The 20,637-nt window shown below is 70.8% G+C and carries 17 protein-coding genes; 6 read left to right on the top strand and 11 right to left on the bottom strand.

The genetic code is table 11. The features are described 5' to 3' along the window. The first annotated feature begins 202 nt into the window (after positions 1–202). From AC1DXJ_RS06610 to AC1DXJ_RS06595, 4 genes are read left to right on the top strand one after another with little or no spacing between them, the layout of a single operon-like run. Positions 203–1,927 (top strand): S8 family serine peptidase, encoded by a 1,725-nt coding sequence (locus AC1DXJ_RS06610; protein ID WP_477636611.1) that lies wholly within the window; start codon positions 203–205, stop codon positions 1,925–1,927. Continuing rightward, positions 1,927–2,520 (top strand): RNA polymerase sigma factor, encoded by a 594-nt coding sequence (locus AC1DXJ_RS06605; RefSeq protein ID WP_477614428.1) that lies wholly within the window; start codon positions 1,927–1,929, stop codon positions 2,518–2,520. Before AC1DXJ_RS06610 ends, AC1DXJ_RS06605 begins: the two co-directional genes overlap by 1 nt. Beyond that, a complete protein-coding gene (locus tag AC1DXJ_RS06600) occupies positions 2,517–3,041 on the top strand; it encodes a hypothetical protein (RefSeq protein WP_477633543.1) in 525 nt (174 codons plus the stop codon). The genes AC1DXJ_RS06605 and AC1DXJ_RS06600 overlap by 4 nt, the downstream gene beginning before the upstream one ends. Positions 3,042–3,082: 41 nt before the next feature. Next, entirely contained in the window at positions 3,083–5,608 is a 2,526-nt protein-coding gene (locus AC1DXJ_RS06595) for a CHAT domain-containing protein (protein WP_477636610.1), read from the top strand. Here AC1DXJ_RS06595 and cysE read toward each other — a convergent pair. Next, entirely contained in the window at positions 5,569–6,168 is a 600-nt protein-coding gene (gene cysE, locus AC1DXJ_RS06590; protein ID WP_477614425.1) for a serine O-acetyltransferase, read from the bottom strand. The genes AC1DXJ_RS06595 and cysE overlap by 40 nt on opposite strands. A 29-nt stretch (positions 6,169–6,197) precedes the next feature. Further along, the gene (gene cysK / locus AC1DXJ_RS06585; RefSeq protein WP_477614424.1) at positions 6,198–7,124 is read right to left on the bottom strand and encodes a cysteine synthase A; all 927 of its coding nucleotides are present in this window, start codon (positions 7,122–7,124) and stop codon (positions 6,198–6,200) included. 227 nt (positions 7,125–7,351) lie between these two features. Between cysK and AC1DXJ_RS06580 the strand changes: the two genes are divergently transcribed. Then, on the top strand, positions 7,352–9,697 hold the full coding sequence (locus AC1DXJ_RS06580; RefSeq protein WP_477636609.1) for a (Fe-S)-binding protein: 2,346 nt from the start codon (positions 7,352–7,354) through the stop codon (positions 9,695–9,697). Between the two features lie 41 nt (positions 9,698–9,738). Here the strand turns inward: AC1DXJ_RS06580 and AC1DXJ_RS06575 are convergent, their stop codons facing one another. The 6 genes from AC1DXJ_RS06575 to AC1DXJ_RS06550 form a co-directional block, all read right to left on the bottom strand. Further along, positions 9,739–10,500 carry a lysophospholipid acyltransferase family protein gene (locus AC1DXJ_RS06575; protein ID WP_477636608.1) on the bottom strand — a complete coding sequence of 254 codons (762 nt, stop codon included), beginning with the start codon at positions 10,498–10,500 and terminating at the stop codon, positions 9,739–9,741. 35 nt (positions 10,501–10,535) lie between these two features. Then, positions 10,536–12,968, bottom strand: coding sequence for a LuxR C-terminal-related transcriptional regulator (locus AC1DXJ_RS06570; RefSeq protein WP_477636607.1), 2,433 nt, complete (start codon positions 12,966–12,968; stop codon positions 10,536–10,538). Positions 12,969–13,222: 254 nt separating this feature from the next. Further along, positions 13,223–14,152 (bottom strand): ABC transporter substrate-binding protein, encoded by a 930-nt coding sequence (locus AC1DXJ_RS06565; protein WP_477614420.1) that lies wholly within the window; start codon positions 14,150–14,152, stop codon positions 13,223–13,225. A 20-nt stretch (positions 14,153–14,172) separates the two neighbouring features. Next, positions 14,173–14,988, bottom strand: a complete 816-nt coding sequence (locus AC1DXJ_RS06560; RefSeq protein WP_477636606.1) for an ABC transporter permease — start codon at positions 14,986–14,988, stop codon at positions 14,173–14,175. Continuing rightward, positions 14,985–15,632 (bottom strand): ABC transporter permease, encoded by a 648-nt coding sequence (locus AC1DXJ_RS06555; RefSeq protein WP_477614418.1) that lies wholly within the window; start codon positions 15,630–15,632, stop codon positions 14,985–14,987. The genes AC1DXJ_RS06560 and AC1DXJ_RS06555 overlap by 4 nt, the downstream gene beginning before the upstream one ends. Continuing rightward, entirely contained in the window at positions 15,629–16,747 is a 1,119-nt protein-coding gene (locus AC1DXJ_RS06550; RefSeq protein ID WP_477614417.1) for an ABC transporter ATP-binding protein, read from the bottom strand. The genes AC1DXJ_RS06555 and AC1DXJ_RS06550 overlap by 4 nt, the downstream gene beginning before the upstream one ends. Before the next feature lie 58 nt (positions 16,748–16,805). Here AC1DXJ_RS06550 and AC1DXJ_RS06545 point away from each other — a divergent pair, with 58 nt between their 5' ends. Then, on the top strand, positions 16,806–18,263 hold the full coding sequence (locus AC1DXJ_RS06545; RefSeq protein WP_477636605.1) for an aromatic amino acid ammonia-lyase: 1,458 nt from the start codon (positions 16,806–16,808) through the stop codon (positions 18,261–18,263). Here AC1DXJ_RS06545 and AC1DXJ_RS06540 read toward each other — a convergent pair. The 3 genes from AC1DXJ_RS06540 to dcd all read right to left on the bottom strand — a co-directional run bounded on the left by AC1DXJ_RS06540 (position 18,260) and on the right by dcd (position 20,626). Further along, on the bottom strand, positions 18,260–18,928 hold the full coding sequence (locus tag AC1DXJ_RS06540) for an alpha/beta hydrolase (RefSeq protein WP_477636604.1): 669 nt from the start codon (positions 18,926–18,928) through the stop codon (positions 18,260–18,262). The two genes, AC1DXJ_RS06545 and AC1DXJ_RS06540, sit on opposite strands and share 4 nt — an antisense overlap. An 86-nt stretch (positions 18,929–19,014) precedes the next feature. Then, positions 19,015–19,965 carry an aldo/keto reductase gene (locus tag AC1DXJ_RS06535; protein ID WP_477636603.1) on the bottom strand — a complete coding sequence of 317 codons (951 nt, stop codon included), beginning with the start codon at positions 19,963–19,965 and terminating at the stop codon, positions 19,015–19,017. A gap of 85 nt (positions 19,966–20,050) precedes the next feature. Beyond that, a complete protein-coding gene (gene dcd / locus AC1DXJ_RS06530; RefSeq protein WP_477614412.1) occupies positions 20,051–20,626 on the bottom strand; it encodes a dCTP deaminase in 576 nt (191 codons plus the stop codon). Between the last annotated feature and the right edge of the window lie 11 nt (positions 20,627–20,637).

Here is a 20,637-nt window from a genome sequence, read left to right as displayed (position 1 = left end):
CCTCGGTCCCCCGACCAGGTCTGACACTGGACAAGAGTCGGCAACACGGGCCCTGATACATCGCCGGCCAAGAATTTTTTGCGGAGAGTTTTCGGTGGCTGCCCGGTATCAAACGGGCCCGTCTGGTTCTCCTGTCAGATGACGCATTCCCTCACTACGCTGAACAACGCACGCGTGGTCGGCACGACCCTCAGGAGATCCGATGGCCGCATCAGCCCCCCCGCCGCCCCCTGGGCCGGGACCCACACCCTGGGTCGCGATCCCTCGCTCGGCGGCGCGGCGCCTGGACGTGCGGGTGCTCGACCCCGCCAAGGCGGTGCGGCTCGATGGCGACGACGCCCTCGCACCCACCTTGTATGCCGGTAACCGCCTGCTCGTTCGCGGCCTCGCCACCCAGTCGGCGCGGGGTCCGATCAGCGCGCTGAAGGGGATCGCGGAGCGGCTCGGCTACTCGGCCGACGCCCAGCGGGACGAGCGGTTCGAGGCGTTGCTGCGGCAGAACGAGCTGGAGGACCAGGTCGACGCGGCCATCTCCACGACGGTGGTGTTCACGCCGTTGCCGGACCGTCCCGTCGTGGCCCCGGACGCCTGGCTGATCCTGCAGACGCTGCGTGCCGAAGACCCGGAGTCGGCGAAGTCGGTGAGCCTCAGCCACATCGTGACGGCGTCGGGCTACGGCTCCGGCGTGGGGTACGGGTCCGGCGTCGGCTACGGCTCGGGTGTCGGCTACGGCTCCGGGGTGGGGTACGGCTCGGGCGTCGGCTACGGGTCAGGGGTCGGGTACGGCTCCGGGGTCGGCGAGGGGGACGTGCAGATGCCTGGCGGCGGGCCCTCGCCGCGGTGCCCGGTGGTCTGGGGTGGTCCGGCGCCGGCGCCAGGGGGCTACACCGCAGACGGCTCGGAGAACGGGGCGGAGTGCGATGACGCGGGCGCCCCGGAAGGACCGGTCGTCGCGCTGCTCGACACGGGACTCGGGCAGCACCCCTGGTTCGGCTACGGCGTCATCCGGGACGTGACCGTCGACGGGATCCCCATCGGTGAGCGCTTCAGCACCGAAGGCGACCCCGAGGGTTCCGGCTGCACCCTCGACCGGGTCAACGGCCTGCTCGACCCGTTGGCCGGGCACGGCACGTTCATCGCCGGGGTCGTGCGGCAACGCTGCCCCGAGGCCACGCTGATGGTCATTCCCGTCATGCACGGCGACGGCGTCACCGACGAGGCCTTCCTCGTCGAGACCCTCGGGCTCCTCTTCGTCCGCCAGCTGCTCGCCCACTCCGACGTCGACAAGGGACCGGCGATCGACGTCCTGTCGCTGTCGCTGGGGTACTACCACGAGACACCTGGGGCGTTCGACGACGAGCCGGCGTTCTGCGGGATCCTCCGGGCGCTGTCGAGCACCGGCGTCGCGGTGGTGGCCGCGGCCGGGAACGGCGGCACGAACCACGAGTTCTACCCCGCGGCCTTTGCGGTCGCGGGCGGTTTCGACGTGCCCCTGACGAGTGTCGGCGCGTTCAACCCGGACGGTTGCACGGTGTCGGTCTACTCCAACACCGGCCACTGGGTCCGCGCCTACCGGCGCGGGACCGCGGTCGTGAGCACCATGCCGACCACGTTCAACGGCAGCCTGCAGCCGGCCCTCGTCCAGCCTGCCGCGGCTGACCCCGCGGCAGGGCGCCCGCTGCGCGGGTCGTGCGACCCCGACGACTACTCGAGCGGGTTCGCCCTCTGGAGCGGCACGTCGTTCGCAGCGCCTGCGTATGCCGGCGACCTCGCTGCCTGGCTCGTCCGCGAGGGCTGGGCAGGGTTCGACTCATCGAGGGCTCAGGGCGAGGCCACCGACCCGACGGCTCGGGCCGAGGCGCTCTCGAAGGCGCGGGTCGAGGGGCTGGCCAAGGCCATTGCGACGCTCGAGGGAGGCGAACGGTGATGCACGCCGAGGGCGGCACCCGGAGCCTGGCCGAGCTGGCGGCGCGCGCGTTCGCCGACTACCGGGACGGGCGCCCGGAGGCGATGTCGCAGCTGGTGGACAGCACCACCACGCTGCTCTGGCACACCGCCCGGGCGCAGGGGCTCAGCGGCCCGCAGGCCGAGGACGTCGTGCAGAACACGTGGTTGTCGCTGGTCCAGCACGCGTCGGGGATCACCGACCCCCAGGGCGTGCTGAAGTGGTTGCTCACCACCACCCGGCGCGAGGCCTGGGCCGTGTCCAAGCGGGCCCGGCGCGAGGACGTCCGAGAGGACATGGGGGATGCGATGCCTGAGGTAGCCACGACCAGGGACGAGCCGGCCGAAGTCGTCGTCCGCAGCCAGGAGCAGGGCCTGCTCTGGCGCCACTTCAAGGACCTGCCGGAGCGGTGCCAGCAGCTGCTGCGGGTCATCGCCCTCGCCGACCGACCCGACTACGCGCAGGTCGCCGACGCGCTCGGCATGCCCGTCGGCAGCATCGGACCCACCCGCGGTCGATGCCTGGCCAAGCTCCGAGGGGCGCTGCTCGGCGACCCGGGATGGGCGACGTCATGAGCGGCGACAGCGTGAGCGGCGGGGCCATGGGCGAGGGCTGGGAGGCCGACGCGCTCGGTGAGATCGACGACCAGGACCTCAGGGCCCTCGCGACGCTCCGGACCATCCTGCAGGCGAGTGACCCGGTGCCCAGCGGCCTGGCCGAGCGGGCCAAGTTCGCGATGTCCGTGGCCGCCCTCGAGGCCGAGATCGCCGAGATCACGACGACGACCGCCGAGCTCGCCGGGGTGCGCTCCACCCAGTACGACCGCGCCGGCACCATCACGTTCTCCAGCGACCAGCTCAGCGCGATGATCACCATCGAGATGGTGGACGGCGGGAGCGCGCGGCTGAGCGGGTGGGTCACCACGGGACCCACGCACGTCGAGCTGCGCGAGCGGTCGCGCACCCAGGAGACCACGACCGACGACGCCGGCCGGTTCACTTTCGCCTCCGTCGAGCGCGGACTCGTCCACCTCGTCATGCGCCGGCTGGACGATCCTGGGAGTCGTCCGGTCATCACCCCCGCCATCGAGATCTGAGGTACGACATCGAGGTTGCTGACCACCAGGTCGCCGAGCTCTTGGCCCGAGCTCGGAACCTCAACGAGATCGGCCGGTTCCGCGACGCCGAGCGCAGCCTGCGGCGCGCCCTCGTGCTGGCGGACCGCCTGGACGGCGAGGAGCGGGTGTCGACGCGAGCGCGGCTGCTCATCACCCTGGCCTGGCCGACCCTGGCGCTGCACGGACTGGACCAGGCCCTGGCGATGCTGGCGGAGTCCCGCGAGCAGAGCGACTCCGCCCGCCTGCGCGCCCTGAGCTGGATCCAGGAGGCCGTCGTCCACGTCTCCTGCCAGGACTGGCGGTCGGCCCTCAGCGCCCTCGGCAGGCTCGGCGACACGGACGGGCTCCTCGCCCCGGGTGAAGAGGTCGCGGCCCGGATCAACAGTGGCCTGGCCCACCTCTCCCTGCTCGAGCTCGGGCCCGCTCGTGCCGATCTGATGACCGCGCTCGAGGTCAGCGTGGAGCACGGCCTGGTGGAGCAGGAGTTCAAGGTCCGCCACAACCTCGGCTGCCTCGAGTACTACGCGGGCCGGCTCCCGGAGGCCATCCGCCTGATGCGCGAGGCCGACGAGATGGACGTGCAGGTCGGCCGGGTGAGGGCTCAGCACGACCTGGCGCTGGTCCTGCTCGAGGTCGGGCTGCTCGACCAGGCGCGAGAGACCCTGACCCGCGCGCTCGACGAGGCCAGGCGCGACGGCCACCGCCTCGAGGAGGCCGACCTTCGGCTCGACCTCGCGACGACCGCACTGCTGCGCGACGAGCTCGCGACCGCGCGCGAGCACCTCGACGCCGCCGTGGTCGCCTTTCGCGCCAGGGGAGCGATCGAGCGCCAGCGGAGCGCCGCGCTGCTGCGCGCCTGGGTCGCCGTGACGGAGGGGGTCGTGCCCCGCGGTCTCGACCGCACCCTCGCGCCCTGGTCTGGCGTCGACCGGCCGGTCATGCCCGACGAGCGCCTCGCGGCGCGGGTGCACGTCGAGGCGCTGCTGCTGCGAGGCCACGTCGACCAGGCCGGGTATGCCGTGCAGCGGCTGAGGGGGCGTGTGCGCCAGGGCTTCGCCGCCGACATGCACGACCGCCTGCTCATCGCGAAAGTGGCTGCGGCACAAGGCGACACAGCCACTTCCCGGAGAGTGGTCCGCTCGGCCATGCACCAGCTGACCGGGCGCCAGGCACCGAGCCAGAGCGTCGAGATCCGGTCGGCCCTGGCCCTGCACGGTCACCGGATCGCGGACTTCGACGTCAACGACGCCCTCGCGAGCGGATCGCCCGTGCGGGTCTTCGACGCGGTGGAGCGCTGGCGCGCGGTGTCCCACCGCCTGCCCCTGCTGTCCACACCGGAGGACGGGCGCTCCGCCGAGCTGGTCGCCGAGCTGCGCCAGGCCCGTCGTGAGGGAGCCGCCCCCGGCGAGGAGGGCGCCCGCCAGCGCGCCCGCGCCGCCGAGCTGGAGTGGGAGGTCAGCCGCCTGGACTGGTCACGGGCCGAGGCCGGCGGGGTGGCCGCTGCGGTGGCCCCGGTCGGACATGCCGTCACTCGCGACCTGCTCGGGTCCCGTGGCGAACAGGCCCTGGTCTGGGTCGCGCAGGACGGGCAGGAGTACGTCCTGGTGGTGACGCCCAGGGGGACCCGGCTGCACCACGTGGGACCGGCCGCCGAGGTCGCCGCCCTGGCGGACCGACTCACGCGGGACCTGCACGCGCACGCGTTCGCCGCCACCAACCCAGCGCTGGAGGCGGCCGTCGGCCGAGCGGTGGCGGGCTCCCTGGCCGCGCTCGACGAGCAGCTCTTCGGCGACGTCGAGCTGGCCGAGGGGCCTGTCGTCGTGGTGCCGGGGCGGACCCTGATGGCGGTGCCCTGGGGCATGCTGCCCAGCCTCGCGGGCCGTCCGGTCACGATCGCCCCGTCGGTGACCCGCTGGTCCACCCCGCTCCTCGCGGCGGACGCGGTCCCGGCGGAGCGGCTCCGGGTCACGACGCTGACGGGGCCGAGGCTCGACCGCGCCGCCGCCGAGGCGGCCGCGGTGACCACGGCTTGGGAGAGGGTCGGTGCCCTGGTGACCCGTCACGAGGGAGCGACGGCGCAGACCGTCCGTGACGCCTTGTCCGGCGCTGGCCTGGTGCACGTGGCGGCGCACGGCACCCACGAGCGTCAGAGCCCGTGGTTCTCCTCGTTGCACATGGCCGACGGCCCCGTCTTCGCGCACGAGCTCCCGCGACGGGCGACCGCACACCACGTCGTGCTGTCGGCGTGTGATGTGGGACGGCTCGACCCACGCCCCGGGGACGAGCCCCTGGGGCTCACGGCCGCGCTGATGGCGCTGGGCGTTCGCAGTGTCGTCGCCCCCGTCGCACCGGTGTCAGACGTTGCGGCTGCCGACGCCATGGGCAGCTACCACCGCCACCTGGCCGACGGCGACTCCGCGTCCGAAGCCCTGGCCGCGACGCTCACCGAGCACCCGGGCGCTGGGGCGTTCTGCCTCTACGGCACCGACTGGCGGCCGGAACCCGCTCAGATCCAGAGGGCCGGATCCTTGAACATCGCCTCATAGGGATCTTCGTGACCCTGCGGGAACCGGATGACCGCGGGGATCCCCGTGGCAATCGCGCCAGCCGGAACGTCTTTGACCACAACGGAGTTCGCGCCGACCTGCACGTCGTCGCCAATGTAGACGGGACCCAGGATGCGGGCTCCGGCCCCGATCGTGACCCGCGACCCGACGGTGGGATGCCGCTTGACACGCTGCAACGAACGACCGCCCAGCGTGACGCCGTGATAGAGCATCACGTCGTCTCCCACCTCGGCCGTCTCGCCGATCACGACACCCATCCCGTGGTCGATGAAGAACCGGTGACCGATCACCGCACCCGGGTGGATCTCGACCCCCGTCACCGAGCGCACCACCGTCATGACGACGCGGGCCACCGGCTTCGCCCAGCCGCCGCGCAACCACAGGCGGTGGGCGAACCGGTAGGACCAGATGGCATGCAGCCCAGGCGAGTTCAGCGCGACGTCGACGCGCGACGTCGCGGCGGGGTCGCGGGCGATCGCGGCGTCGAGGTCGTCGACGATGCGGCTGCGCGCGCGCCGGGCATACAGGGCGAGGGTCACGGAAGAAGCGCCACCTTGGGTCGGGTCGGTCAGTCGAGCAGGTCGGAGAAGAGGATCGTCGAGAGGTAGCGCTCACCGAACGACGGGATGATGACGACGATCGTCTTGCCCGCGTTCTCGGGGCGCCTGGCGACCTGGTCGGCTGCCGCGAGAGCCGCGCCCGAGGAGATCCCGACGAGCAGGCCCTCCTCCTTTGCGGCGCGCTTGGCCCACTCGACCGCCGTCTCGGCGTTGATGTCGATGACCTCGTCGTAGACCGTGCGGTCGAGGATCTCGGGCACGAAGTTGGCGCCGATCCCCTGGATCTTGTGGGGACCGGGCTCGCCGCCGTTGAGGATCGGCGACTCAGCAGGCTCCACGGCGACGATCTGCACTCCCGGCTTGCGAGCCTTGAGGACCTGTCCGACCCCGGTGATGGTGCCGCCCGTGCCGATGCCCGCCACGACGATGTCGACCTGGCCGTCGGTGTCCTTCCAGATCTCCTCGGCCGTGGTCTTGCGGTGGATCTCGGGGTTGGCCTCGTTGGCGAACTGGCGAGCGAGGATCCCGCCGCGCTCGGCCGCGATCTCCTCGGACTTCGCCACGGCGCCCTTCATGCCCAGCGCACCTTCCGTGAGGACGAGCTCGGCACCATAGGCGCGCAGCAGCGCGCGGCGCTCCTTGCTCATCGTCTCGGGCATCGTGAGCACGACGTTGTAGCCGCGGGCCGCACCCACCATGGCCAGCGCGATCCCCGTGTTGCCCGAGGTGGCCTCGACGATGGTGCCGCCCGGCTTGAGCTCACCGGCCGCCTCGGCCGCGTCGATGATCGAGACGCCGATCCGGTCCTTGACCGACGAGGCCGGGTTGTAGAACTCCAGCTTCGCGGCGACGGTGGCCTCACTGTCGATCAACCTGTTGATCCGCACCAGGGGCGTGTTGCCGATGAGCTGGGTGACGTCGTCATAGATGGGCATGCGCGCTTCCTTGCGTTCGTATGCCGCGTGCCTGCCGTGCGCGCGGACGTGGACGTTCGTCCTGTTCAGCGAACCAGACGTTATGCGTATTCCAACAGATCGTTATGCAATCTGGCAACGCACTCTCACCCTGCGGGCGTCGCGAACGACGCGCACGGCATACGACTCGCCTTTGAGCCCGCTCACAATCCGGTAAGCAGTCGCTTACCGGCCAGTAGAGTGACGCCATGTCTGCGCTCGAGATCGTCGCGCTCGTCGTCTGTGGAGTGGTTGCCCTCGTGGGGATCGCCCTGTTCGCACGGGTCATCCGTCAGTTCTTGTCCGTCTTCCGGCTGGGTCAGCCGGACGGCACCCGCACGAGTGACAAGGGCGCGAGGACGGTGACGCTGCTGCGTGAGTTCCTGGGGCACACCCGGATGTCGCGACTGCCGGTGGTGGCGGTGGCGCACTGGTTCACGATGATCAGCTTCGGGGTGCTGTTCTTCACCCTGCTCAACGCGTTCGGCCAGCTGGTCAAGGCTGACTTCACGCTCCCGCTGATCGGGCACTTCTTCCTGTACGAGTGGGTCACCGAGTTCTTCGCGTGGACCGGGCTGGTCGGCATCGTCACGCTGATGGTGATCCGGCAGAAGAACCACCCGCGGTCGGCCGCCGGTGAGGGTGGGCGTCGCTCGCGCTTCTTCGGGTCGACCTGGTGGCAGGCGTACTACGTCGAGCTGACCATCCTCGGCGTGACGATCTGCATCATCACCCTGCGAGCGCTGGAGTACGCGCTGGAGAAGCTCGGCGGGACGACCGGCACGACCGCGGTGGGCCACGCGAACGGACTGCACTACCCACTGACGGGCTGGCTGGGCGGGTTCTTCGACGGCGCCTCGGTGAGCACGCTGGAGAAGGTCGTCGTCGTGGTGGCGGCGGTGAAGATCCTCATCTCGTTCGCGTGGATGATCACCATCTCCCTCCAGCCGACGATGGGCGTCGCCTGGCACCGGTTCCTGGCCTTCTTCAACATCTTCCTCAAGCGGCACGCCGACGGCCGCACCTCCCTGGGTGAGCTGCAGCCGATGATGGTCAAGGGCGAGCCGGTGGACTTCGAGAACATCGAGGACCTCGACGAGGACGCCGCGCTCGGGGTCGGCAAGGTCGAGGACTTCACCTGGAAGGGCCTGCTCGACTTCACCACCTGCACCGAGTGCGGCCGCTGCCAGTCCCAGTGCCCGGCCTGGAACACCGACAAGCCGCTGTCACCCAAGATGCTCGTGATGGCGATGCGGGACCACGCGCACGCCAAGGCCCCGTGGCTGCTGGCCACCGAGTCCGAGCGCGAGGGCCTGGGCGAGGACGCGGCCAAGCTTGCTGAGGTGCCGCTGGTGGGCGACACCGGCTACGACATCCGGAACCCCCTCGCCGCCTACAACCCGCACGGTCCCGATGCGGTGATCGACCAGGACGTGCTGTGGTCCTGCACCACCTGTGGTGCCTGCGTCGAGCAGTGCCCGGTCGACATCGAGCACGTCGATGCGATCGTCGACATGCGCCGCTACCAGGTGCTGATCGAGTCGGCGTTCCCGAACGAGCTCGGAGGCCTGTTCAAGAACCTCGAGAACAAGGGCAACCCGTGGGGCATGGCGGCCCGGGCGCGGCTGGACTGGGCCAAGGACCTGCCCTTCCCGGTCAAGATCCTCGGCCAGGACGTCGAGTCCGCGGACGACGTGGACTACCTGTTCTGGGTCGGCTGCGCCGGCGCCTACGAGGACCGTGCCAAGAAGACGACCCGCGCGGTGGCCGAGCTGCTCGACCAGGCCGGGGTCACCTTCGCGATCCTCGGCGACGGCGAGTCCTGCACCGGGGACTCCGCCCGACGGGCCGGCAACGAGTTCCTCTTCCAGATGCTCGCCCAGCAGAACGTCGAGACCCTCAACGAGGCCGGCGCGACCAAGATCGTCGTCACCTGCGCGCACTGCTTCAACACCATCAAGAACGAGTACCCGCAGCTCGGCGGCAAGTACGAAGTCGTCCACCACACCCAGCTGCTCAACCGGCTGGTCCGCGAGAAGAAGCTCGTCCCCGTCGCCCGTCCCGCCGACGTGCCGGGCAAGTCGTCGAACAAGGACGTCGCCTCCACCGCCGAGACCGTGACCTACCACGACCCGTGCTACCTCGGCCGGCACAACGGCGTCTACGCCCCGCCACGTGAGCTGATCGGCGCCCTGCCCGGTGTCGAGCTGCGCGAGATGGAGCGCACCAAGGAAAAGTCCTTCTGCTGCGGCGCCGGCGGTGCCCGCATGTGGATGGAGGAGAAGCTCGGCACGCGGATCAACACCAACCGCACCGAGGAGGCCATCGGCACCGGCGCGGAGCGGATCGCCATCGGCTGCCCCTTCTGCCGCGTCATGATGTCCGACGGCCTCACCGCCGCCCAGTCCGAGGGCAAGGGCGAGGACGTCGAGGTCGTCGATGTGGCCCAGATGCTGCTCGCCGCGGTCAAGCGGCGCGACGACCCCCAGTCGGCCGCGCCCGAAGCCATCGAGCCCGAGCCCACACCGGACCCCGAGCCGCAGCCCGTCGCCTGAGGTGACGTGTGCCGCGGGGCCAGCCCCGCGGCATACGCGCGTCAGCGGGGTGTGTCGGCCCTGCGCACAGCGGCTTCGTCGAGCTCCCGCGCGACATCGACGGTCGGCGCCCCGCCACCTCGTGAGGCGGGCCACCACCAGGCGCCGGCCAGATCGCTCGGCGGCTGGGGGTAGCGCGCCACGAGCTCGTCGACCATGGTGGCCAGCCGTTCGTGCAACCTGCGGGTGAGAGCCTCCGCGGTCTCCCCCACCAGCGGCACGAGCGGCTCGCCGACCAGCACGTCCACGGCCTTGCCGCGACGCAGTGAGTAGCGGCCGTCGACGGTGAAGATGCGGTGGACCCCCCAGTGCGCCACCGGGACGAGCGGCGCTCCGGTCGCCAGGGCGAGGTAGGCCGCCCCCCGCCGGAAGTCGGCTCGGTCCTTGACGACGAACGCCCGCCCGATCGTCGCCTCGGGATAGACCCCCACGACCTCACCGGCCCGCAAGGCACCGAGCGCCTGTCGGGCCGCGAGCTCCCCGTGCGCGCGATCGACCGGGAGGTGCCGCATCCCGCGCATCAGCGGACCGGACAGCCGCGACCGGAACACCGACTCCTTGGCCATGAACCGCACGAGCCTGCCCCGCCGCGCCCCGGCCAGTCCGACGAACATGAAGTCGAGGAAGCTGCTGTGGTTCGCGGCGACGACCACCGGCCCCGTGCCCGGCAGCCGATCGGCCCCGGACACCGTGATCCGCAGGTCGAGCGCGCGGAACAACCCGCGGCAGAGCCCGATGACGAGGCGATAGGTGAGGTCCGGCACGGCAGGCATTCGGAGCCGCGACCGCAGGTGGATGCTCAGGCGATCTCGACCATCAGGGCCGCGAGCTTGGCGCGCGAGGCGATCTCGAGCTTGCGGAAGATGTGCGACAGGTGGGCATCGACCGTGCGTGGTGACACGAACAGCTGCTCGGCGATCTGCCGGCTGGTGAGCCCCTCGGCCACGAGCTCGGCGACGCCGCGTTCGGCCTTGGTCAACACGTGCAGCGGCGAGTTCGACGCCTCGGGCGCGACCTGACCGGCGCACAGGGCCGTCACCGCGGCGACACCCTGTGCGGTGAACTGACCGCGCTCGAGCCAGCCGGTGGGACAGTCGCGAATCGCCCCGGCGGCATACACGACGCCCGGGCGGTCGCGGCCCACGGCGCGGCGACTGACGCGCAGCGCTGCCGCGGCCCCCGCAACCGGCCGGTATGCCGCCGTGCCCGTCTCCGCGGCGATCGCCGCCAGGCCGTCGAGCGCGTCCGCAGCCCGCAACGGCATCGGGACCTCGGTAGCCCGCCGCAGCACGGACAGGTAGGAGGCCTGCGCCTGCCCGGGTTCGCCGAGGGACATCAGGGCGTCGGCCACGAGCAGCCTCGCCTCGATCGCGTCGCGTCCCAGCTTGCTGCTGTCCGCGAGCACGACGATGTCGGCGGCCTTTCCCGCGGCCCGGCTGACGTCGCCGGCCGCCAACAGTTCGCGGGCGTCCTGGAGCTGGACGACCAGGCGCACGGCCCAGGGCAGCGTCTCGGCGTCCACCGGCAGGCCCGGCTCACCCGAGACCATGCGGTGCATGGTGTCGGCGAGCAGCGCGATGCGGTCCTCGCGGATCTCCTCGGCCTGGGTGCGGGCGAACAGGGCCAACGAGGCCGCCTCGACCAGGCGCCCCTGCTCCCAGGCGATCTTTGCCTGCATCGTGCGCGCGGACAGCGCGATCCACACCTCGTCGGGGGGAGGCGAGTCCACGATGACGGTCGCCAGCTTCTCGGCCTCCGCGAAGTCGCCTGCCGAGACGAAGACGTCCATGAGGGTGCGTCGCACCTGACGGATGACGTAGGGGTCGTCGCCGCCCAGGGCGAGGGTTCGCTCGGCATCGGCGCGCGCCGCCGCAAGGTCGCCGGCGTCGAGGTGCATCTCGGCGCGGATGGCCGCGGTGCGGGCCAGTTCGACGTCGCGCATCGGTCCGTCCAGGGCACTCGCGTGCTCCTCGGAGCGGTGCAGCAGGCGGAGCCCTTCGTAGGTGCCGCGCACCTCTGACGCGCAGATGCCGGCTCGGCGGGCCAGCTGCGAGCCGATGATCGGCGGCCCGTCGCCGCTGGAGAGTGCGGCGTCCATCATGTCCAGGGCTTCACGGGCCCGCATGGCGGCCGAGAGGGACGGAAAGGCCCGGTTGGCGATGGCGTAGCCGCGCGGCCGGGTGGTGTCGACGGCGCACGCCTGTCGAACGGCGGTGTCCACGAGGGCCAGCTGGTTGAGGAACGGCGCATCGGCGGACCCCTCGTTGACGGCTTGCGGAATGACCCGGTCGGCCCAGGCGAGCAGGCCGGCCAGCGACTCCTGGGCATCGTCCGTGGCCTCGGCGAGGGCGCGACCGACCTCCCGCATCGGTGGCAGGAGGTCGAAGCTCCCGTCGGGGTTCACCTCGACGAGGCTGCGCCGAGCCAGGGCCGACGCGAGCTGGACGGCCTGGGGCCGACTGACGCCACACACGTCCGCGAGGACATCGAGCCCGAGCGGGCGGCCGATGATGGCGAGTCGCCGGAAGCACTGCTGCTGCTCGACGTCGAGCAGGTCGTAGGACCGTCTCACGGCCTCGGCGAGGGTCCCGACGGGCGGGACGTCGCTGACCCCGATGAGCGCGATCTGGACGGCCAGCTGCTCCACCAGCGAGGGCAGACCTCCACTGGCCCGCAACAACCGCCGCAGGATGGCGTCGTGCTTGTCGAGGTCGACGGAGTGCCCCCCAGCGGCGGCCACTCGGGCCAGCAACAGCTCGAGCGCCGGACCTTCCAACGCCCCCCGAGCGGAGGGCACGGGCAGCGGTGTCAGCTTCATCACCTGCTCATGGGGCCGCCCCGCCACGGTCGTCGCGGTGCACAGGAGCTTCCAGTCCTCGGCGTCCTCGACGAGGTCGTTGAGCACCTCGCCGAGCCCCTCGATCGCGTCCACGCCATCGAGCACCAACAACGTGTCGCGACCGTCCAGGGCTCGCTTGAGCGCCAACGTCGGCGAGTCACCGGGAGCCACCTCGGCATCGAGGGCATCGAGACACGCGGTGACGAGCGACTTCGTCGTCGAGTGTCGGTGGGCGGGGACCCAGGCCACGGCCGGCGCGCTGCTCGCAGTGTGCCTGGCCACGAGGGTCTTCCCACACCCGGGCGCGCCCGTCAGCGTCACCCACCGACTGCCGCCGAGCAGAAGTCGGAGGCGATCGAGATCCTCGTCGCGACCCACGCACGGAGTCAGCATCCGGACAGGCTATCGAAAACCTGCTGGCCAATATCGGTGGTTTCACTGATGCCGACCTCGACCCTCCCCGGGCACTCTCGTGGACAACGGAGATCACTGGATCCGACGTTACGGGAGGCGCGGAGGGGCACCTCCCGAAGCGGCGGATCTGGGATTGGCGGACCGGGGGGTCACGCCGAAAGGCCGGGTGTGGCTTCCGGGGGGAAACCACACCCGGCCTTCATCCTGTCCGGGGTCCTACGGCTGACGAGTGATCAGCTCAGGCTGTTCTTCGTCAGGAACTCCTTGGCCACCGTGTCGGCGTCCTTCTTGTCGACCACGACCTCCTTGAGGAGGGCGGCCAGGGTGGGCGTGTCCAGCTTGGCCGACACGGCGTTGAGGGCTCCCTCGATGGTCGCGTTGCTCTTGCTCTTGGTGATGAGCGGCACGACGTTCTGGGCGGCATACATGCTCTTGGGGTCCTCGAGCGCCACGAGGTCGTTGGCCGCGATGCTCGGGTCGGTGGTGAACAGGTCACCAGCGTCGATCTGGCCGTTCTTCAGGGCGGCCAGGGTCAGCGGGCCACCGGCGTCGAGCGGACGGAAGGTCTTGAACTCCAGGCCGTAGATCGACTTGAAGCCGGGCAGACCCGTCAAGCGGGTCTTCCACTCGGGCGGGCCACCCACCGTGAGCTTGTCGGACTTGCCTGCGAGGTCCGCGATCGACTTGACCCCGAGCTCGTCGGCCTTGGACTTCTTCATCACCAAGGCGTCCTTGTCCTCGGCGGCGGACTTGTCGAGCACCGTGAGGGTGGCCGGCAGCGCAGCCTTGAGCTCGGTGTAGACGCCCTCGCTGTCCGTGGCCTTCGCGTTCTTGTTGAAGTACTGGCTCAGCACACCGGTGTACTCGGGGATGAGGTCGATCGACCCGTCCTGGAGAGCCGGGATGTAGGCCTCGCGGGCACCGATGTTGAGCTTCTTCTCGACCTTGACGCCCTTGGCCTCGAGGGCCCCGGCGTAGATCTCGGCCAACAGGGCACTCTCGGGGAAGTCGGCCGAGCCGACCTTGATGGTGCCCGAGGCTGCGCTGGAGCTGCCGCTGCTCGTCTTGGTGGCGAGCGGGTCGCCACCGGAGTTGCCGCACGCGGCGGTGGCCATCAGAGCGGCCGCCGTGGCGATCGTCAGGGTCATCTTGCTGAACTTCACGAAACCGCTCCTACCGTTGGTCAACTGGACTGGGAATCCACCGTACGCCGCGGCGCCTGAATCTCTACATCGAGGGGGGTATTTGATCGCTGGCTGGACACCGCCGACCCTCCTGTGGACCGTCGGCCCGGCCGCCCGCCGGCCCGGCCCGTGAGCCCGGGCGACACGGCATACCGCTGCACCACCGCGAGCAGGAGGTCGACGACGAGGGCGAGGACGGCCACCAGCAGTGCGCCGCCGGCCATCTGTGGGAAGTCCCTGACCTTCTGCCCGTCGATCAGGAACCGGCCGAGGCCCCCGGTGCCGGCCACGGCCGCGAGGGTGGCGGTGGCGATCACCTGGAGGGTGGCCGAGCGGAAGCCCGAGAAGATCAAGGGCAGCGCGTTGGGCACCTCGACCCTCGCCAGCACCTGGCTGCCCGTCATGCCCATGCCCTTGGCCGCATCGCGGGCGGCAGGGTCGACGCCCTCGACACCGGCATAGGCGCCCGCCATCAGCGGCGGGATCGCCAGGACGACGAGCACGATCAGGCTGGGGACGAGGAAGGCAGAGTCGCCGGCGAGCTTGGGGAAGAGCCACAGCACCATGAGGTAGAGCAGACCCAGACTGGGGATCGCCCGGGCAGCACCGGCGAGGTTGACGACGAAGAACCGGCCGCGCCCGGTGTGGCCGATGACCAGTCCGAGCGGGATCGCGATGAGGGCCGCGACCAACAGCGCCACGCCGGAGTACCAGAGGTGCTCGACGATCCGCGCTGGGATGCCCTCGGACCCGGACCAGTTGATCGAGTCGGTGAGCCACGAGAAGGTCTGGTTGATGACGCTCGACGTGATCATGCCCGGCCCCCCGTCGCCCGCAGCCAGGGCGTGAGCACCTTGGTCAGCACGATGATGATGGCGTCGAAGGCCAGGGCGAGCACGATGCAGGCGGCGATGCCGACGAACAGCGGGTCGTAGAAGTCACGGTTGAACCCGTCGCTGAAGAACAGGCCGAGCTGGTTGATGCCCAGGACCGTCCCCACGCTGACGATGCTGACGTTGCTCACCGCGGCCACGCGCATGCCCGCCGAGATGACCGGCACCGCGAGCGGCAGCTCGATCGCGAAGAACCTCTTGACGCGGGTGTAGCCCATCGCCGTCGCGGCCTGTTGGACGTGGTCGGGCACGGCGCCGAGACCGTCGGCGACGGTGCGCACGAGCAGGGCGACGGTGTAGAGGGTCATCGCGATGAGCACGTTGCCCGAGTCGAGGATCGGCAGGCCGGTGATGGCCGGCAGCAGGACGAAGAAGGCCAGGCTCGGGATCGTGTAGAGCAGCCCGAATCCGGCGGTGAAGGGCGCGTAGAGAACCTTGTAGCGCCTGGCCAACCACCCCAGTGGCAGGGCGATGAGGAGCCCGAGGAGCAGGGGCACGCCGGAGAGGTAGGCGTGCTGCACCCCGCGGCTCAGCACCTCGTCGAGGTGGTCGAAGAACCAGGTCATGCCGCCGGCGCCCCCGGCTTGCCGGGGTCTTGCAGCTCCGGCCGGTCGGTCTGCTCGATGGCGGTCAGCACCTCGTGGGCCCGGACGGTGCCGACCAGGGCGCCGGAGTCGTCGACGATCACGCCGCGACGGCTCGGGCTGGACAGGGCGGAGTCGAGGGCCGAGCGCAGCGGTCCGCTCGCTCGCGCGACGGTGCCACCGCGGTGCAGCAGCTCCGTGCGGACCTCGCCCTTGACGCGCCCCGGCTCGACCCAGCCGAGCGGGTGGTTCTGGTCGTCGACCACGAGCACCCAGTCGGCGTCAATGGTGTCGACGCGCTCGCCCATGCCGACGGTGCGCTCCGCTGCCAGCGGCAGCCGCGGCGTCGCCTGGAAGGACAGCGCGCGGTAGCCGCGGTCGCGTCCCACGAAGTCCGCCACGAAGTCGTCGACCGGGTGGGAGAGGAGGTATGCCGGGGCGGCGATCTGGGCGAGGTGTCCCCCGACCTTGAGCACGGCCACCTGGTCGCCGAGCTTGATGGCCTCGTCGATGTCGTGGGTGACGAAGATGATCGTCTTGCCGAGGTCGCCCTGGAGCCGCAGGAACTCGTCCTGGAGCTGCTCGCGCACCACCGGGTCGACGGCGCTGAACGGCTCGTCCATGAGCATGACGGGCGGGTCGGCCGCGAGGGCACGGGCGACGCCGACGCGCTGCTGCTGGCCGCCGGACAGCTGCGCGGGGTAGCGCTTGGCGAACGCCGGGTCGAGGCCGACGCGCTCGAGGAGCTCCATGGAGCGCTTCCTGGTCTCGGTCTTGTCCATGCCGAGCAGGCGCGGCACGGTCGAGACGTTGTCGAGCACGGTGCGGTGCGGGAACAGGCCGGCGTGCTGGATGACGTAGCCGATGCCGCGTCGCAGCTCGGACTCCTTCATCCGCCCGGTGTCCTTGCCGTCCAGCGTGATCGTGCCCGACGTGGGCTGGATCATCCGGTTGATCATGCGCAGGGACGTCGTCTTGCCACAGCCGGAGGGGCCGACCAGCACGGTGATCTTGCCGCTGGGCGCCTCGAAACTCAGGTGGTCGACGGCGACAGTGCCGTCGGGAAACTTCTTCGTGACACCGTCGAAGGCGATCATGCGGATCAACCTAACCCAGCACACCGACAATCGACACCGACCAGCGATACTTGGCGGCGTGACGCAACCCGTGCACCTCGACGGCCACAGCCTCGATCTCGACGCGCTGGTGCGCGCCGCCCAGGGTGCCCCCGCGTCGATCGAACCGGCGGCCATGGAGACGGCAGAGCGCTCGCACAGCCATGCGGCAGAAGTCAGTTCACGTCGGTCGGTCTACGGGCGCACCACCGGGGTCGGTGCCGCGCGTGACGAGAGCACCGACTCCAAGGTCGACCACGGGCTGCGGCTGCTGCGCTCGCACGCGGCTGGCTGGGGGGAGGAGATGCCGTCGTCGGTGGTCCGGGCGGCGTTGGCAGTGCGCGCCAATCAGCTGCTCGCGGGCGGGTCCGGCGCCAACCCCGCGCTGGCGCAGGCGCTGGCCGATCTCGTGGGCGCGCCAGCAGCGGACCTGCCGGTGGTGCACCGCTACGGCTCGCTCGGCACGGGGGACCTCACCGCCCTCGCCGAGGTGGGCCTCGCCCTCATCGGTGAGCGCGAGCGCTCCGGCGGCGGGCACCGCACCGACCTGGAGCTCACCTCCGCCGATGCCCTGCCGCTGATGTCGTCCAATGCGTTCGCCATCGCCGAGACGGGCCTGCACGCCGCGTCCCTGCACGCCTTGGCGCGCGCAGCAGACACGGTGTGTGCACTGAGTTTCGTTGCCCTACAAGGAAATCCTGAGGCCATCAGCGAGACGGCCGCAGCGGCGACCCCGTTCCGGGGGGCACGCGAGGTCATCCGCGTGCTTCGCGAGCTGTTGGCCGACCAGCCCGGGGAGCCCGCTCACCTCCAGGACTTCTTCGGCCTGCGCACCTGGCCCCAGGTGCATGGGCCAGTCCTGGACACGATCCTGGACCTCAAGGCAGTCGTGGAGACGGCCGCCAACACCGCCTCCGAGAACCCCCTCTTCACTGGTGCGGGGGACGTCGCCGAGGTGACGCACCACGGCGGCTTCCACGCGGCATACCTGGTGCTGGCGGTGGACACGACCCTGCTGGCGCTGACGCGCTCGGCGCAGGCAGTGCAGTCGCGGATCAGCCACACGCTCACCGACTCCGACAGCGGGCTGCCGCTGTTCCTGTCGGACTCCACGATGGGGTCCTCAGGGGTGCTGATCGCGGAATACGTTGCGGCGTCGGCGTTGTCGACGATTCGCGGGGTGGCATCGACGCCGTCGAGCGTGCAGACCGCCGGGGTGTCGGCCGGCATCGAGGACGACGCGAGCTTCGCGGGACAAGCGGCCCTGCGGCTGGGCGACGCGACTGCTGCCTACCGACGGATGCTCGCCGTGGAGCTCGTGTGCACGGTGCGGGCGCTGCGGATGCGCGGCGTGGCGCCGGTGGGCGAGCTGGGCGAGGCGTTCGCGCGGTGCGAGAGCCTGCCCGCGGGCATCGAGGACCGTGACCTCTCGCCCGAGCTCGCGGCGGCCGAGCGCATCGTGGAGCGGTATGCCGTGTCGACGCCGGAGCATCGCTAGACCTCGGCGGGGCCGCTCGGACAGGGCTGGTTCTCCTCGAGGCCATCGCGGGCCAGCAGGTGGGTGGCGAGGAAGCTCGCGGACTCACGGTGCCACCGGGCGGCCTGTCGCAGCATGGCGTGGCTCTCGCCCTCGACCGCGTCGTAGGTGACGTCGGCGCCCAGCGCTCCCATCGCCGTCGCCAGCGCGCGCGACGCTCGGGGCGAGGTCATCCGGTCGAGGGTCCCGTGCATGAACAACACGTGCAGCCCTCTGTGCCAGCGGGCACGGTCCTTGGCTTCGACCCAGGGAGCCAGGGCGACGATCGCGGTGACGCGCTCGTCGTCAGCGAGGTGCAGGGCGACGCGGCCACCCATCGAGTGACCCAGCAGGCCGATCGGCACGCCGGGGTACTTCGCGGCGATCTGTTCGAGGGCGAGGCGGGTGTCCGCGAGCGGACTGGCCTGGTCTCCGTTCCAGCCGCGCACGGCATACCGGATCGAGGCCACCGCGATGGCTCCCTCGCCGGCCTCGCCGACGGCACGCGCGAACGGCGCCATCCGCAGCACGGCCCCCTGCCACGGGCGCACCGGGCGGCGGCTGCGCGACTTGCCGCCGTGCAGGACGAGCACGACGGCGCGCGGCTGGTCGACCTCGATGGGCCAGAGCAGTCGGGGGGCGCGCACGGGTTCTCCTCACGGATCGGACGGTCGCAGTATTTCGTAGCCGACGGCGCTCCGGATTTCGGGCCCTGCTCGCCTGGTTGCCGAGCTCACCAGGCGTCGTCGAGGGCCGCGCGCTGGTCGTCGGCCAGGGTGAGGCGAGCCGCATCAAGTGCCTCGCTGAGCTGGGTGGCGCGGCTGGTGGCCACGATCGGGCGGATGGCGGGGTCGCCGCCGACCATCCACGCGAGCACCACGGCACTGCGGGACACCCCGAGGTCACCGGCCACCTCAGCCAGGGCCGCCTTGCGACGGTCGCTGCCGAGGTGGTCGAACGCCTCCTCCGGCTCGCGGTCGTCACGGTCGTAGGAGCCCTGCATCAACGGGCTGTAGGCCCAGGCCTCCCACTGCGGGTTGGCCTCGAGGTAGTCGATCGTCTCATCGGTGATCCACCCCATCCGGTGGTCGTGGATGCGGTTGCGGACCATCGGGCGCGGCTGAAGGTAGGAGTAGCGCAGCTGCAAGGTGTCGGCGCCGGGCAGCCCCTGGCTCTCGGCGTGGGCGCGAGCCCGTTCGGCCCGCCAGACCGGCCAGTTCGACAGCCCGACCCGCCCGATCCGGCCCTCCGCCGCGTGCCGGCCCAGGGTCTCGGCGAACTCCTCGACGCTGACCTCGCGGTCGTCGCGGTGGGCGAAGAAGAGGTCGACGCTGTCGAGGCCGAGTCGCCGCAGCGACGCCTCGAACTGGCGGTCGATCGCCACCTTGGACAGGCCTGTCGTGGGACCGGGGAAGACGCCGGCCTCGACGGGTTCGCAGCCCGCCTTGGTCGCGATCTTGACGCGGTCGCGCATGCCGGGACGCGCGACGAGCCAGCGGCCGATGAGCGCCTCACTGTCCCCGCCGGCGCCCTTGTCGCTGAGCCAGAACGCGTAGCAGTCGGCCGTGTCGATCCACACCCCACCGCCGTCCACGAACTGGTCGAGCAGGGCGAACGAGGTGGCTTCGTCGATGCGGGTGCCGAACTCCATGGCGCCCAGGGCAATTCTCAGGTCAGCGGTCATGCGTCCACTCTGGTCCGTCGACCGCACCACACGTCAAGGCGAGGTAGGCCGCGGCGGCGAGCACGCGGCATACCCGAGGGTTGGCTCAGACGTCGGTGACGTGGAAGTTCTTGAACGAACGGCTCGCGGTGGGGCCACGCTGGCCCTGGTAGTGGGAGCCGTACTTCGCTGAGCCGTAAGGGTTTTCGACCGGGCTCGAAAGGCGGAAGAAGCAGAGCTGGCCGATCTTCATGCCCGGCCAGAGCTTGATCGGAAGCGTGGCGACATTGCTCAGCTCGAGCGTGACGTGACCGGTGAACCCCGGGTCGACGAAACCGGCCGTCGCGTGCGTCAGCAACCCGAGCCGGCCGAGGCTGGACTTGCCCTCGACGCGGGCGGCCACGTCGTCGGGGAGGGTGACCGTCTCGTAGATGGAACCGAGGACGAACTCGCCCGGGTGCAGGATGAACGGCTCGCCAGCGTCGACCTCGACCAGGCGGGTGAGGTCGGGCTGGTCCTCGGCCGGGTCGATGAACGGGTACTTGTGGTTGTCGAACAACCGGAAGTAACGGTCCAGCCGCACGTCGACGCTCGACGGCTGGACCATGTCGGGGTCCCAGGGCTCGAGGACGACTCGTCCGTTGTCGATCTCGGCCTTGATGTCGCGGTCGCTGAGCAGCACGGAGAGAGACT

The sequence above is a fragment of the Pedococcus sp. P2_D9 genome (assembly GCF_056404275.1).
This window is presented reverse-complemented; position numbering and strand designations above follow the sequence as displayed.